This is a genomic window from Flammeovirga pacifica (assembly GCF_000807855.2).
Classification (GTDB): domain Bacteria; phylum Bacteroidota; class Bacteroidia; order Cytophagales; family Flammeovirgaceae; genus Flammeovirga; species Flammeovirga pacifica.
Genome location: NZ_JRYR02000001.1, coordinates 3,339,163 through 3,354,441, shown reverse-complemented (window position 1 = coordinate 3,354,441; position 15,279 = coordinate 3,339,163). Strand labels below are relative to the sequence as shown.

The following is a 15,279-nucleotide window of genomic DNA, read 5'->3' as shown; positions in this document are numbered from 1 at the left end:
TTAAAAAATTAAAGTAGAATGTTCCTGTGCTCCATTTTTTACTATGGATAAAAAGAAAGGAGAACATTATTTCCAATCCCACATTTAGTTGGTCAAAGTGGTGTCAGTTCAAAATTTGTAGCAAAATACAATAAAAAAAGTCACTGTGATTATCTACACAGTGACTTTTTAATAATGTCTTAATAAAAATTAATTAGTCTCTTGCCTTTTCGATAGAAAAGAGCCTAATACAATTCCCAAAATAGGAATGACTACTCCAATGATAGCATAAAATTTAAGTGCTGAAATTGAGACTTCTATAGTATTAGCATCTTGAACAAGACCAAGATAAGGACTAATATAATAAGAGATAGCAGTGACTAAACCGACCGCCCCAAAAACAAAACCTATAAGTATAGAAAGCTTAACAAGCTTAGCTAAACCATCAATAGTTTTTTCCATTTGAGATAGCTGTTGACTCTTTTGGAAAATTGTTAACAATGACGGGATGAGAATGCCCGCAACTGCCAATAATGTTAGTGTTCTCATACTCTATTCAATGTCTAATGTGTGATAGTTATTTAAAACATGTTGTAAAGAAAAAGTAGCTTTACAGATTGTTTGTTTAAATATTTTTGAAGAAATAACTCTTACGATTAACTATTGTTTTATAAATTAACTTTATGAATACTTTAATATACTAATTAAAATTATTATCCTCCATGAATTTGTTGGAAAAATCCAATATTTAAAAGTAAATTCTTTAAAATTTAATAATTTAAACGTAGTATTAACACTAAAGTAACGTAACTCAAACTAAATTGGTTTAATCATCAATCCTAATACATGATATTTAAATACATATTAAGATTATTTTTCTTATTGTTTGTTACTCCTTATATAGTGTTAGGACAAACAGAATTAGAGCAAAAAGGTATTGCAGAAATTTTTGCAGGAGAAATTGATGCTTCAATAATAACTTTCCGAAAATCATTAGTAGAAAACCCAGAATCTTGCTTGTCTCAGTTTGCTTTAGCAAATCAACTTTTTGAAAAAGTATCGGATCAAAAGCTGAAAGAAATGCACATCATCCGATTTAAAAATATGGATGGTTATTTTGAAGATCTTAGAGAAGCTTACAGTTTATCTATATTAGCATCAAAAAGTTATCAAGAGCTAAGTGAACAAGAAAAACTTATTATTAGACAGTCGTTATCTGTGGCAGGAGATGAGGTGAGTGGTTTTCTATCCACAAGAATTCAACAAACAGCTTATACTTATTTGCAACAAGCTCCTTATCGAAGACCAACCATACAATTATACCGTACAGAAGTGTATAATAGAATAATGGAAGGAGATACACTGATGGCATTGAGGGAAATATTGATCCGTCAATGTGGAGAATACTTGTTAGATTATCCAAATTCAAAATATTTAGGAAAGGTTAAAGAAATTAGAAAAGGAGTTTTAAAAGAATATCTCAATAATATATCTCTGCGTCAATATGGAAATAGAGGTGGGCAGATGTATGAGCATTATTGTAAAGAGATTATTAGCCTTTACTCTAAAGAAGAATTGAAAATGATAGTCCCATTATTTTATGGAAAGGAATATGGGTTTTCAAAATCAACAATGTATAAATCAGAGAATTATAGCAAGCTGAAAAAATTTGCAGACTCTGAAGGGATGAGTATCATAGAGGTATTATGTCAGCTTAATATTCATGATAGAGGTTGTGTGGCAGAATCAATAGAATTATATGATAGGTTTATTCAACAATTAGCGCCTCTTGATATTGCTTTGATTGCTGTTAAGAAAATGACAGAGGAACCGTTCAAAGCTCATGAGTATGATAAAGTAATATCGATTTATAAAAAGTATCAACCTTATTTTCCAGAACAACAAGATTTTTTTATTAAAATATTAGCCTCATTAGAAGATACAAGTAACCCTAGAATACTAAAAAATATAGGTAATCATATCAATACTGTAGCTAGAGAATATCAACCCGTAATCACTTTAGATGAGGAGTATTTATTTTTTGCACGAAAAACAGCTAAATCTGGCGAAGATGTTTATATGTCTAAAAAAGATTTTTACGGTAATTGGACTCAAGCTCAAGAAATTGTTGAAGTAAATACAGAATCTCACGAAGTACCGATGGGGATAAGTGGAGATGGTCAGACTTTATTATTATACGGTAATTACTCAAAATTAAGAAAGTTCTCTTATGTAAGAGGTACTGAAAGTAGACTTGGTAAAGGAGATTTTTATTACTCGAAAAAATTAAAAGATGGAACTTGGGGTGCTGTTCAAGTTTTTGAATACCCTATTAATACTCCTTATTATGAATCTGGTTTAAGTCTAAGCTTGGACGGTGATGTTGCTTTTTTTGCCTCTGATCGACCAGGGGCTGTAGGAGGTTATAACCCTAATTACCCTGATGATGGTTTGTATTATCATGGATCTGGTGAGTTTAATACAGATATCTATGTAAGTATCAAAGGTGAAAATGGAACTTGGGATGAACCAATTAATTTAGGTGAAGTAATTAATACTCCTTTTGCCGAAAAGAGCCCTTATTTACATCCTGATAAAGAGACCTTGTACTTTTGCTCTGATGGGCATGCCGGATATGGTGGGTACGATATATTTATGTCGAAAAGGTTGAACCCTGACTCATGGACAGAATGGAGTGAACCTGTAAACTTAGGTATCTCTATAAATGGTATTGATGATGATGCTTTTTACTTGACATCAGTGGGTGACAAAGCATTAGTAGTTTCTCAAAAAGGGGACGTTAATTACGGAAGAGATGATATTTATGAATTAGATATTCCGTTAGATAAACGTCCAAAACCCATGCTATTTGCTCATGGTAAGGTTGTCGATAAAAATGGAGAGGGATTGGATGAAGTGAAAATCAAGATTCAAGATGAAAATGGAGAATTAGTGGTCACTAAAAAGACAGGAGACAACGGAGAGTTTCAATTAGCTTTACCTCCTAATGCCAATTACTCTGTTTATGTTGATGATGAAAATATGATTGGAAGTAGTATAGAAATTAACGAGGAGTCTGATCCAGATAAAAATCTTAAGCTAAAAGCAATGGAAACGGTTAATTTAAATGATAAATCAACCGATGCTACTTTTATAATGCAGACATTAAATTTCGATACTAATTCATATACAATAAGACGTGAGTCATTTTTTGATTTAGACCGATTAGCTGCATTAATGAAAAGAAATGAGTTATGGATTTTGGTAGTTGAAGGACATACTGATAATGTAGATTCTAAAGAATACAATATTCAATTATCAAAAAATAGAGCCAATGCTGTAAAAGAGTATTTGATATCTAAAGGAGTACATGATTCTAGATTAGATGCTTATGGTTATGGGGAGGAAAGACCTGTGATGTCTAATAGAACAAAAGGAGGTCGCCAAGAAAACCGTAGAGTAGTATTTACAATTTTAAGATAAAAAAAAGACGCCTATAAATAGGCGTCTTGTATATGTAAGGGTGTAAATAGTAGCTTGATGTCTTTTGTAGAAAGTGGCAATGAGAAAATAGCTTCAATAGGGTGAACAAACAACAACATAGACCTTTCGGCCTACATAATATCTTATAGTAGAAAGTAGCTTATCAACTATTATTATCTTTATTTGATAACTCAAATTTACATTCATTTAATAAATAAACCAAAATAACTCTTCAATTATTTCTGCATAAATTCACAGCTTTTAACTAAATGATTGATTGTGAGTTTTATAAATTTAAACAAATGTAAATAACAAGTGCATGATGTTAGGTGTTGGTTCTTTTTGGATTACAAAATGAAAAAGTAAAATAGTTTCAAGGAATTTATTTGTTAACAGACCAATTTTAGTACATAATTTGTTAAATTAATGTTTAATTGAAAAATTGGGGCTTATACCCTTATTTTAGTTTCTATTCATTGACTTTTTTTTGTGAAGTATATCTTTACTGAAAACGATATATATCATTATGCAAACTGCTATATATACTCTATTCTTATTATTTATTTTTTCCGTTGGTGACTTTAATGATTATGCTACTATTGATCAATCTGCAAGACCAACTTTTACTGTTATTAAACAAGAAGTTCCCCGTTCTTGTCCACTTGGTGGACTTCATCTTATAGAGGGTATCGTTCGATCAGCTGATCCGAATGAATATGTAGATATTTATATCTATCTCCAGAATTATGATGGTTCTTGGTCTAAACAAGTATATAAAAGAAAAGGCGGCGGAGTGGTTAAATTAGATATTACTAGTTGTAATTTTACTGGTAACTATTATGCTTTAGCAGATTACGCTAATAATGAAGGGAAGCGTATGCCAAGCATCACACAAGTGAAAGAAAAACATACCTCTAAAGGTAAAAATCCAAAATTTAGAGTGACAGACAAATACCCTTACAAAGAATGTGAAGGGGAAACTACAGGTACTTACTTTAAACAAGGTGAAGTATTTACACCTATGGGAGAAAAAGTAGAGGTAACCATGTATTTACAAAAGCAAGACGGTTCTTGGAGGAAAAAGCACTACAATAAAGTAGGATCTGGGTTTATTCCTTTAGAAATAAAAGATTGTGAATTAAATGGAGTTTATAAATCAAGAATTGTGTATACAAATCAATAAAAAAGTGATTTTTAAAAACCTTTTACCTTAAAAATGAGTATCAAGAGTAGTACTTAAATTAAAATTTCATATGTTAAATACTTGATGAATTTTATTTAAGTATTGAATTAAAGTTAGTTTTTAATCAACCTAACTTAAAAGGTTATTGACTAATTCAAAAAAAATACTATTTTCGCAAAAATAACATCGAAATTATTTATTTCGATAATTGTAAAAGTATCACAAAATTATAAATATATAATATGTACTGGACACTAGAATTAGCATCATACTTAGAAGATGCGCCATGGCCTGCAACAAAAGATGAATTAATTGACTTTTCTGATCGTACAGGTGCTCCTGTTGAGGTGATCGAAAATCTTCAAGAATTGGAGGATGATGGTGAACCATATGAAAGTATCGAAGAAATCTGGCCAGATTATCCTACAAAGGATGACTTCTTCTTTAATGAAGATGAATATTAATATCCCACAAAAGAAAAAAGCATCAGTAGAATTTATCTGCTGATGCTTTTTTGTTTACAACAAAATATTTTAACTCAGTACTTCCCCTAATTTTAAATCTTCAGGTGTAGTGACTTTTATATTTTCATAATTTCCATCAAAAAGGTGCATAGCAAAGCCATTAAATTCAGCTACACTTGCATCATCAGTAAAGAATTCTTGATACCCATTCTCGAAAGCATGAAGTATAATATCGCCTCTAAATGTTTGAGGTGTTTGAACTAGTCTAAAATCACTTCTATTCTTTGCGAAATTTCCGTCTTTAGTAATTTCTCTAAGAGATTCTTTTAAAGGAACAGTAGGCACAGCTGCACCGTGTTGAATAGCTTGTGTATAACTTTCTTGGATAACCTCTGTGCTAACAAGTGGTCTTACACCATCATGAATTGCAATAACACAATCATGAGCAGGAATGTATTGTAAAGCATTGTCTACAGAATGATACCTTGTTGCTCCTCCAGTAACTATTTGATGTGGGGTGCTGAACTGATGCTTTTGAACTAATTCTGCCCACGTAACCTTTTGATCTTTCGGAAGAGTAACAATAATATTAGTGGTTTTATCAGCTTCATGAAATTTATTAATGGTATGCATTAAGATAGGAAGCCCTTTAAGCTCTATAAATTGTTTTGGTAGTTCACTTCCCATTCGTAAACCTTTTCCTCCAGCAACTATAATACTATATTTTTTCATGATGATTTGTTCTATATGGATCAATTTTGATGTCTAAATTCGATATAAAAATCTTTATTAAAAGTGATTTTTATCCGATTTATAAATACAAAAAAGTTGTATTTACTTTTGAATAAAAGGAAACAAATAAAGAATACATAAATATAACTTGATGTTATAATTATTATCACTATTGATTTCATTAATTTAAATAAATACTGACTAGAATAGAACACTTAGGTAGTTGCACATAAAAGTTGGATAATTATTTTTTAGCCTCTCAATGTAGAATAGCATAGCCAATAACTATGCGATGATATTCTAATGAGGAGTAGACAAGAAATGAAAATTCAGAACTCCCGATTTTCTTTGTACAACTGTATATAAGGTGTGTTGATAAATAACCATGAAAAATACCCCAATTATCTATTTTGTAGAAGACAATGCAACAGAAAGTATGTTGATGAGAATTGCCTTACAAAGATTACCCAAGATAACCGTAGAGTTTTTCTCAGAAGGAGCATCTTTGATCGAACGTTTTGAGGAACAACCCGCAGACATTGTTGTGTCTGATTTGGTAATGCCTAATATGAGTGGACAAGAAGTACTCAAAAAGATCAAGAGGATAAAAAAATCTACTTTAATGATTGTTTTATCTTCTCAGGAACATATGGATGAGGTGGCCAATCTTCAGGCATTAGGCGTTTTTAATTATATAGTAAAGGGAGATCACTGCCTTCATTATTTAAAAAAGACACTAGAAGTAGCCTGCTTTTTATTAGAAAAAGAATTTAAGTTTTAATCAAGAAATTATTGCCATTCTAAAGTGTTGATCATATGTATCATATCCTCTTTAACATAATCAATGATAGGTGCTAAAGAATCGTTTTGCGTTGAGGATGGAAAGTATAAAGCTGCTCTAAAAAAGTGTTCTGTAGAATCGGTTACAAAGAATTGAAATTGACTAGGAACATCTCCCTCAATTTCATATAAAACAGCGGTATAGCCTTTTGGTGTTCTAATCGTATACTCATCAATAGCAGTAGCTCTTACATTGTGTTTAAATGTAAGTACATTAGAAGTATTGGTATACCCGATTAAGGAATCAAAGTTGGCTAATTTTTTATAAGATATATCTACTGTTGCTTTAAATTCTGGATACTGTACTTCCACCCAATAAGGCTCTGACATAAAAGAATCATCAGGAATAATAGAAGCATTCTTGGCTACTTCAAAAGAATAAGGATACCCTTTAAATTGATTGTTTTTAAAGGCATTCTTTTCATAACTGTGAGTAGGCATTTCAAGACGGTGGTATCCTCTAGGTTTAGGTAAGTAAGCCACAGATTCTGACGTACCACAATTAAAAAATAGGCACGATAATAATAATGGAAGTATGTAAGTGAGTGTTTTCATTAAGGTTGTGTTTCGTCTTCTTCGAATTCAGCTTGTAAACGTCTTACATGTTCTTCATCATTGAACTTTACATGCACTGTTTTGATTCGTTTTTTATCTACTGCTCGAATAGTAAAAGTGATATCTTTATAGTCGATTTTTTTACCTGTTTTAGGCATTTCTTGTAATAACTCAAGAATTAAACCACCAATTGAATCACTTTCTCCTTTTACTTTATCAAAATAATCTGCAGGAAGCATCACTAATCTTTCAAAGTCGATTAATGAAGTTTTCCCATCTAAATTAAAACTAGCGTCAGTACTGATATAATCTTGCACTAAGTCTCCATCAAATTCATCGTTAATTTCACCAACGATTTCTTCGATAATGTCTTCTAATGTTACCAATCCAGTTGTTCCTCCATATTCATCTACGATGATAGCCATATGAACCCTTCTTTCTTGGAAGTCTCTTAGAAGCTCATCAATTTTTTTTGATTCGGGAACGTAATAAATATCTTTTCGGATAATTCGTTTCCACTCAAAATGTTCATTTTTATCAAGGTACGGGAGTAAGTCTTTGATGTATATGATACCTACAAGAGAATCAATGGTATCATCATAAACAGGTAATCTCGAGAAGGAGTTTTTATTGATATGGTCCATCAATTCATGAAAATCGATTTCAATATCCAAAGCGTCCATATCTGTTCTAGAAACCATAATTTGTTTCACGGTTTTAGATCCAAATCGGACAATGCCTTTAAGCATTTCACTGGCTTTATCATCAACTTGATGTTGAGTAGCTAGTGATACTGCTTGATCAAATTCGTTGACAGAAACTTCTAGGTTATAATTTCTGTTTGCCAAAGCTCTCTCCATAGTATTCCCCATACTAGTAAGGAGCAACGCAAAAGGTTTAAAGATTTTAATAGCTACCTGCCAAAAGGTAACCATGCTTTTAGCAAAGTTAAGAGAGTTTTTTGTAGCGTAGATTTTTGGGACAATCTCTCCGATAAAGACAACAAGTGCAGTAACAACAAACGTGAGTGTGATAAACACTTCTGCACCATCTCTAGCGATACCTATTGAATCGGCTATGGTCCAAGCTATAAACGTTGAAATCATAACGATGGCAACGTTTACAAAGTTGTTACAAATTAATATTGTAGCTAATAAAATTTGTGGTATTTGTAACAGTTGAAAAACTTTTTTTCCCACACTGTCTTCACCCTCTCTGCATTCTTTAATTTGATCAGCAGATAGGGAGAAAAAGGCCACTTCTGAGCCTGAAATTATACCAGATAAAATCAGTAAAAGCACCACTATTAATGCAGCACCCCAAGGAATATCTTGAAGGATTAACGTTAATAGTGGCATTACTGGGTGTGATAGATCACCTTCCATGTATTTCTTTTATATTAAATTTTAGAAAGGAGGGTCATCATTAGTATCTGAAGCAGCAGCAACTTCTTGAGGTGCTTCATTTACAGTAGTACTCTGAGGCATTGCTCCCTCATAAGCTTGACCGTCCTGTCTTGCATCTAGCATTACCATATCTCTACCAATAATATCGGTAGTATATCTAGTAATACCATCTTTTTCGTAACTACGAGTAGAAAGTTTTCCTTCGATGTAAACTTTACTACCTTTTTTAAGGTATTGTTCAGCTACACCTGCAAGGCCTCTCCACAGTGTTACTCTATGCCATTCCGTTTGCGTCTGACGATTACCGTCTTTGTCTGTGTAGTTTTCGGATGTAGCAACGGATAAGGTAACCACTTTGGTACCTCCCTCTAAATTTCTTACTTCAGGGTCTGCCCCTAAATTTCCTACTAAGATGACTTTGTTTACTCCAGCCATTGTTTTGTTTTGGTTGTTAATTAAAAGATATGAATCATTAAGTATCGAAGAGTAAATTTAATATGTTCGATGTATAAAAAGTAGTATCAAAAAGTACTCTTAATGATCGAAAAGATTTTCTTCTCAGATTCTAAATTAATTAATAAATATTCTTTCTCAAATAATTCTCTAAAATGATAGGTTTTCCAACCGACTGAATTTCATTAATATCCATCCATCTATATTGAAAAATATCAGATTGAGTATCCAAAAGAGTTTGCAATTTTACATGAAAAAATTCAATAAATAATCTTCTATGTGATAACAAATGCTTAATTGGTTCACTCGAGAAAAAAATATCTTTCGTATTAATTCCTAATTGTGTGTTTTCAAGAATAATGCCGTTTGATAAAGATTGTTCTTTTTCGGAAGTAATGACCAAAGGGAAGTCAAAAAGACCTGCCCAAATGTCACCTTCTTGACGTTTTTTCATTAAGTATTTACCATCATGTTCAATCAAAAGGTATTTTAAATACTGATTAATCACTTTTACCTTTTTTAATTTTACAGGTCGTTGATCAATAATTTGATGTAAACGACTTTCACAAGATTGAACAAAAGGACATGTTTCACACTTGGGTTGTTTTGGAGTACAATGTATAGCTCCAAATTCCATTAATGCCTGATTGAAAATATCAGGTTGATTTTCCGATATCAATTGATTGGCCACCTCAGTGAAAATTTTTTGTCCTTTACCCGAAGCAATATCTTCTTCGATATTAAATACCCTCGATAAAACTCTGTAGACATTTCCATCAACAGTAGCTACTTTTTCTCTAAAAGCAAAAGAAGCAATGGCTGCTGCAGTATAATTACCAACTCCTTTTAAAGAAAGTAATTCTTTGTAGTTATCAGGGAAATGGCCATTATACTGATCGATGACCTGTTGTGCTGCTACATGCATATTTCTAGCTCTAGAGTAGTACCCTAAGCCTTGCCATAAGTGTAGTATGGTATCAATATCCGCTTCAGCAAAGTCTTTTACTGTAGGGAAATTACTAACAAATTTTTCGTAATAGGGAAGTCCTTGTTGTACTCTAGTTTGTTGAAGTATAATCTCAGACAACCAAATTTTATAAGGATCTTGGGTATGACGCCAAGGTAAATCTCTTTTATTACTTTCGTACCAATTGATTAAGCTGGAGGCTAAATCCATTCTTCTGATTTAGTTTAAGTGAATAAGATATTTTACTCCGTAACTTTATTTTCCTCCGAACTGTTCATGTTTTTCAACATTTTTCTGAAAGCAATTCTTAATAGGAGTTGCATAGGCAGGGCAATAATAGCAGAAACAACAATCCAAACGGCTGCACCTTGTATCATTAAAATTCCCATTTCCTTTATACCATGAAATATTCCAATATCTAATGCCTCTTGGATTTTTTCTAAAGTGACTCCTTTTGCACTGTTTCCAAATAGTGAAGTACCTGCTTTTATATAAGGGATAATTAGAAAAACTTGAATAGGCGAAACGGCGTAATTAGCTATCTGAATAGCAAATTGATTTAAACGGAATATGGAAGCCGCCAAAATACAAAGCCAAGTACAAATACCTAACAAAGGAGAGGATCCAATTAAAAGACCTACCGTAACACTCCAAGCTAATAAGTGAGGTGTCATTCCTTGCCTCAATAGCGTACGTAATGGAATAAGTATACGATGAGTGATATGGTGCTTTACAGAAAGCTTAATTCTTTTTAAAATGTTATCCATGATTGGATTTGTTGGAAAAAGCGGATAATTGAGTTTGGATCAAGCAAAATAGCAAATGCTACACCAAAAATAGCCCCAAATAAGTGAGCAGAGTGATTGATATAAGTGTTTGGATTATTGGATTGGTAATAAGAATAAACCAAGAAAATGGCTCCAAGAATAAATGATGGTAGACAAATAACAAAATAAAGGCAGATCTCTTGAATTGGAGCAAAAATAATCATAAAGAATACCACTGCCGAAACAGCTCCAGATGCACCTAAAGATCTATAATTGATATTTCCTTTATGTTGAATGTAAGAAGGAATATCTGCAATAATAGCCCCTCCAAAATATAAAGCTAAGAAAGCTAAATTACCTGTAACACCATTACCAGCAAGAATTAAACATATTCTTTCTACAGCCCCTCCAAAGAAATAAAGAGTAAGCATGTTGAATAATAAATGCATCCAATTAGAATGTACTAAAGAGGAAGTAATAAACCTGTACCACTGATTTTTTGATGAAACTAAATAAGGATCCATCAAAAGTTTATAACGTACACTATCATTTTGAAATGCATAGTAACTGACACCTACGTTCAGAATGATTAATAATAATGTAATTGACATCTATAATGTTTGTTGATTGTTCTTTTTGAATACTCTGCAAGATAGTAATCAATTGAGAATATTAGGTGATGTGTTAAGGAATTTAGGAATTCAATTTTTAGTAAAAAATTTCTAAATCATAGTCTATCAAAGCCTTATTAAAAAATATTACCACCACATCATTACTCAAAACGTATCAAAAAACAAGACTTCAACGTTTTTATAATTGGTTTAGGTAGTAGAATTCAATAAGTTATACTATCTTTGCCGATTGAATCGGGAACGTGTTTCCCATATGTTTAACTGTGTCATAAAGGACTGCGTTCCTTTCCAACACACAAATGCTAAATTAAAATGGCAGTAAAAATTCGTTTGGCTCGTCGTGGCCGTAAGAGAAAGCCTATTTACAATGTAGTAGTAGCAGACTCAAGATCTCCTCGTGATGGTCGTTTTATTGAGAAGTTAGGTACTTTCAACCCTAACACTGAACCTGCAACTATCAACATTGACGCTGCATCTGCTGCACAATGGTTATTGAATGGTGCTCAGCCTACTGACACTGCTCGTATGGTATTGTCTAAAGCTGGTGCAATGTACAAGAAACACCTTCAAGTAGGTGTGAACAAAGGCGCTAAAACTCAAGAGGAAGCTGATAAACTTTTTGATGCATGGATGTCAGAGAGATCTTCTGCTTATGCTGCTGAGTTAGAAGCAAAACAAGCTGCTGCTGAAGCTGCTGTAAAAGCAGAATTAGAAGCGGGTGTTGCTGCTCGTAAAGCTGCTGAAGAAGCTGAGAAAAAAGCTGAGGCTGAAGCTCTTGCTGCTGCCGCTGCTGCTCAAGCTGAAAAAGAAGCTGCTGAGGCTGCTGAAGCTTCAACTGAGGAATCAGGTGAAGAAGCTGCTGCTGAAGGTGAAGCTACTGAAGAAGAGTCTGCTGAGTAATTCCAGCACAAATCTTAAGTCGAAGGTAAATGCCCTCGTATTTACCCCGTAAACTAGGTTTACGTAATTCCAAATCGAAAATATTGGCCCTACGCCTCCCAAGCGTAGGGCTTTTTCATGTCCAATTTTTTTTGTGTTATCAAGGTGTAAAGTATAAGGCAGGGTATTGTTAATACAAAAGAGTAGTTTCTGCTTTATTCCTAGCATTGGGAATTATCAATTTTATCTTATAAATTGACTATGCTTAAGTAGTAAAAAGTACCTCGTTAAATTGTACAACAATGTAGGTACATCATTAAATAGTTATTACTTATACAATGTAACTCTTAAAACTCATGATTTGTACCATGGGCTCACAGAAATAGGGAGGTAATAAACTCAAGCCTCAATAAATATTTTTTATTTAATGCCTACAATAACTAACAAGACTAATTCTACCACTTACAAAGCCATCTTGATTCATCCTCAATTACCAACAGGAAGACAACAAGGAGATGTACGATTTGGATCGCAGAAAATTGATATTCAAGCGGGAGATTTTTATTACCATATTCCTTTTGCTGATTTAGAAATTGAAGCAGGAGGAGCTTCTGGTCAATTTATCTTTTTCAAATCAAGAAAGGAAAAAGAGGTCTCAATATACACTAAAGATAAATCTATTCTCAAAGATGATTTTTTGATTAGTGATCCTCGTTTTCGTGAGCATATTAAAGACACCAAATTTGTATTGAATAGTCTTTATCGTGGAGTTGCTTTGGTTTTAGGCATTTGCATATTGATGAGCACTTGCTTTTACCTCTTTAAAGATAATATTGTCAGAAAAGGAGCAGAGAATGTACCGATCTCTTGGGAGGAACAAATAGGAGAAGAACTCTTCGAGTCTATATATGAAGAATATACTTTTATTGAAAATGATTCTTTGATAGCAGTATTGGGAGAGGAACTTCAACCATTAATTAATCAGGTGGAAGCAGAAGGTTTTAATATCGAATTGTATTTGGTAGAAGATGCGTCTATCAATGCCTTCGCATTACCAGGTGGAAAAGTGGTGATCAATTCAGGGTTGATCAAAAATGCATCTTCTTGGGATGAAGTAGCAGGAGTGATGGCACATGAAATTTCTCATGTCTCATTAAGACATCATATTCGAGGAGCCATTGATAAAATCGGCTTTTTTAGTATTGTGTATTTATTTTTTGGAGACGGATCTGCTATCATGGCAACATTAGCCAATACGATGTTCGAGATACAAACATCAGCTTATTCGAGAACATTGGAAAAGGAGGCAGATATAAAAGGGGTTGAGTATTTACAACAAAGTAGAATTAACCCAGAAGGAATGATCCAATTTTTTGAAATGTTAGACGAAAAAAATGAAATGACTTCAATGGATAGCTTGATGTCTTTTATTTCAACACACCCGTCAACACCCGATAGAATAATTCATCTGAAAGAACAGATTATAGATAACAAGGAAAATAACTATATCTCTTTTCAATCTAATTACAATGATTTTAAAGAGGGTGTATTACTAACAACTAATTAAATATTTATGAATTTAGACGTTAAAGGCAAACCCGCTTTTGCTCATGTTCACGTAACAATTGAGCCGGGCGAATCGTTTGTTGCAGAATCGGATGCAATGTCAAGTATGTCAACTCAACTTGATATGACTGCCGAACTAAATGGAGGTTTTTTTAATGCCATACTCAAAAAAATCTTTGGAGGTGAAACACTCTTTGTCAATCGTTTTACTAACAACACATCAGAACCGCTTACTTTAACTATTACTCAGCCTACTCCTGGAGATATGGAAGTGAAGGAGTTAAATGGTGAAAGTTTCTGTTTACAACAAGGTGCATACATTGCTTCTACTCCCGATGTAAAACTAGGTGTGAAATTCGCTGGTTTTGGATCTTGGATTGGAGGAGAAGGACTTTTTAAATTGATGGTTTCAGGACATGGAAAAGTCATTTTTGGTGCTTTCGGTGGTTTGATCGAAAGAGAAGTAAGTGGCGAATTTATTGTCGATACAAGTCATTTAGTAGGTTACGAGCCTGGTATGAAGTTAAAACCTCAATTGTCTGGTGGTATTTTCTCATCATTTTTTAGTGGAGAGGGATTCGTTACCAGAGTTGAAGGTTCAGGTAAGATTTTTATTCAGACAAGAAGTATGTCTGGAATGACATCATGGGTAAATAAAAACTTATAATCATGGCAGAACTATTGAATACATCATTAAAGACAGAGATTCAGATGGGGCCAGGGGCTTCAGCTGTTAAGATAGATTTGGAGCCGGGACAACATTTTACTGCTGAAGCAGGAGCGATGATTGCCATGAGCCCAACAATCACGATGACTACCACAACACACAAAAAAAGTGGAGGAGGAATCATGAAAGGTTTGAAAAGAATGTTATCTGGAGAAAGCTTTTTCTTAAACCATTATTCAGCAGGTAATGAACCGGGTACAGTCTGGCTAAGTGCTACTCTTGCTGGCGATATGATGACACATGAGTTACATGGAGAAGGATTAGTTGTGCAAGCAGGATCATATGTAGCATCCTCTCCAGATATTGAAGTAGATTTCAATTGGCAGGGCTTCAAGAGCTTTTTCTCTGGTGAAAGTGCTTTTTGGTTGAACTTGAATGGCCAAGGGACTTTAATTTTCAATTCTTATGGAGCCATTTATCCTATAAAAATTGATGGGGATTATATCGTGGATACAGGCCATATAGTGGCATTTGAAGAAACCTTAAACTTTGAAGTAACGAAAGCAGGAAAAAGCTGGATGAGTTCTTTCCTAGGTGGTGAAGGATTGGTGTGTAAGTTTAAAGGACAAGGAACGGTGTGGGTACAATCTCATAACCCAAGTTCATTCGGACAAATTTTAGGACCAACATTAAGACCAAGATAGAT

16 protein-coding genes are annotated in these 15,279 nt (G+C 33.3%); 8 read left to right on the top strand and 8 right to left on the bottom strand.

The window, feature by feature from the left end; translation table 11 throughout:
• Positions 1-189: 189 nt before the first annotated feature.
• Positions 190-528, bottom strand: a complete 339-nt coding sequence (locus tag NH26_RS13130; protein ID WP_044225633.1) for a hypothetical protein — start codon at positions 526-528, stop codon at positions 190-192.
• Positions 529-825: 297 nt separating this feature from the next.
• Between NH26_RS13130 and NH26_RS13125 the strand changes: the two genes are divergently transcribed.
• The 3 genes from NH26_RS13125 to NH26_RS13115 all read left to right on the top strand — a co-directional run bounded on the left by NH26_RS13125 (position 826) and on the right by NH26_RS13115 (position 5,109).
• Positions 826-3,462: an OmpA family protein gene (locus NH26_RS13125; protein ID WP_084812174.1), complete on the top strand. Its 2,637-nt coding sequence runs from the start codon at positions 826-828 to the stop codon at positions 3,460-3,462.
• 526 nt (positions 3,463-3,988) lie between these two features.
• Positions 3,989-4,645 carry a hypothetical protein gene (locus tag NH26_RS13120; protein WP_044225641.1) on the top strand — a complete coding sequence of 219 codons (657 nt, stop codon included), beginning with the start codon at positions 3,989-3,991 and terminating at the stop codon, positions 4,643-4,645.
• Positions 4,646-4,887: 242 nt separating this feature from the next.
• Complete coding sequence (locus tag NH26_RS13115; RefSeq protein WP_044225643.1) at positions 4,888-5,109, top strand: DUF2795 domain-containing protein; 222 nt, start codon at positions 4,888-4,890, stop codon at positions 5,107-5,109.
• A 69-nt stretch (positions 5,110-5,178) separates the two neighbouring features.
• On the opposite strand, the gene NH26_RS13110 is transcribed toward NH26_RS13115, so the two are convergent.
• Positions 5,179-5,841 (bottom strand): 2-C-methyl-D-erythritol 4-phosphate cytidylyltransferase, encoded by a 663-nt coding sequence (locus tag NH26_RS13110; RefSeq protein ID WP_044225646.1) that lies wholly within the window; start codon positions 5,839-5,841, stop codon positions 5,179-5,181.
• Between the two features lie 385 nt (positions 5,842-6,226).
• On the opposite strand from NH26_RS13110, the gene NH26_RS13105 reads away from it, so the two are divergent.
• Positions 6,227-6,622, top strand: a complete 396-nt coding sequence (locus NH26_RS13105; RefSeq protein WP_044225649.1) for a response regulator transcription factor — start codon at positions 6,227-6,229, stop codon at positions 6,620-6,622.
• 8 nt (positions 6,623-6,630) lie between these two features.
• Here the strand turns inward: NH26_RS13105 and gldD are convergent, their stop codons facing one another.
• The 6 genes from gldD to NH26_RS13075 form a co-directional block, all read right to left on the bottom strand.
• The gene (gene gldD, locus NH26_RS13100; protein WP_044225652.1) at positions 6,631-7,236 is read right to left on the bottom strand and encodes a gliding motility lipoprotein GldD; all 606 of its coding nucleotides are present in this window, start codon (positions 7,234-7,236) and stop codon (positions 6,631-6,633) included.
• Entirely contained in the window at positions 7,236-8,621 is a 1,386-nt protein-coding gene (gene gldE, locus NH26_RS13095) for a gliding motility-associated protein GldE (protein ID WP_052432115.1), read from the bottom strand. Before gldE ends, gldD begins: the two co-directional genes overlap by 1 nt.
• Positions 8,622-8,642: 21 nt before the next feature.
• Positions 8,643-9,077 carry a single-stranded DNA-binding protein gene (locus NH26_RS13090; RefSeq protein WP_044225656.1) on the bottom strand — a complete coding sequence of 145 codons (435 nt, stop codon included), beginning with the start codon at positions 9,075-9,077 and terminating at the stop codon, positions 8,643-8,645.
• A 139-nt stretch (positions 9,078-9,216) separates the two neighbouring features.
• Positions 9,217-10,272: an A/G-specific adenine glycosylase gene (gene mutY / locus NH26_RS13085; protein ID WP_044225659.1), complete on the bottom strand. Its 1,056-nt coding sequence runs from the start codon at positions 10,270-10,272 to the stop codon at positions 9,217-9,219.
• A 32-nt stretch (positions 10,273-10,304) separates the two neighbouring features.
• Positions 10,305-10,829, bottom strand: coding sequence for a DUF2062 domain-containing protein (locus NH26_RS13080; protein WP_044225662.1), 525 nt, complete (start codon positions 10,827-10,829; stop codon positions 10,305-10,307).
• Positions 10,814-11,440: a rhomboid family intramembrane serine protease gene (locus NH26_RS13075; RefSeq protein ID WP_044225665.1), complete on the bottom strand. Its 627-nt coding sequence runs from the start codon at positions 11,438-11,440 to the stop codon at positions 10,814-10,816. Before NH26_RS13075 ends, NH26_RS13080 begins: the two co-directional genes overlap by 16 nt.
• Before the next feature lie 333 nt (positions 11,441-11,773).
• Here NH26_RS13075 and NH26_RS13070 point away from each other — a divergent pair, with 333 nt between their 5' ends.
• From NH26_RS13070 to NH26_RS13055, 4 genes are all read left to right on the top strand, one after another.
• Positions 11,774-12,361 carry a 30S ribosomal protein S16 gene (locus NH26_RS13070; protein WP_044225668.1) on the top strand — a complete coding sequence of 196 codons (588 nt, stop codon included), beginning with the start codon at positions 11,774-11,776 and terminating at the stop codon, positions 12,359-12,361.
• A 406-nt stretch (positions 12,362-12,767) separates the two neighbouring features.
• Positions 12,768-13,907, top strand: a complete 1,140-nt coding sequence (locus tag NH26_RS13065; RefSeq protein WP_044225671.1) for a M48 family metallopeptidase — start codon at positions 12,768-12,770, stop codon at positions 13,905-13,907.
• A 6-nt stretch (positions 13,908-13,913) separates the two neighbouring features.
• Entirely contained in the window at positions 13,914-14,573 is a 660-nt protein-coding gene (locus NH26_RS13060; protein ID WP_044225674.1) for a TIGR00266 family protein, read from the top strand.
• A 2-nt stretch (positions 14,574-14,575) separates the two neighbouring features.
• Entirely contained in the window at positions 14,576-15,277 is a 702-nt protein-coding gene (locus tag NH26_RS13055) for a TIGR00266 family protein (protein ID WP_044225676.1), read from the top strand.
• Positions 15,278-15,279: the final 2 nt, after the last annotated feature.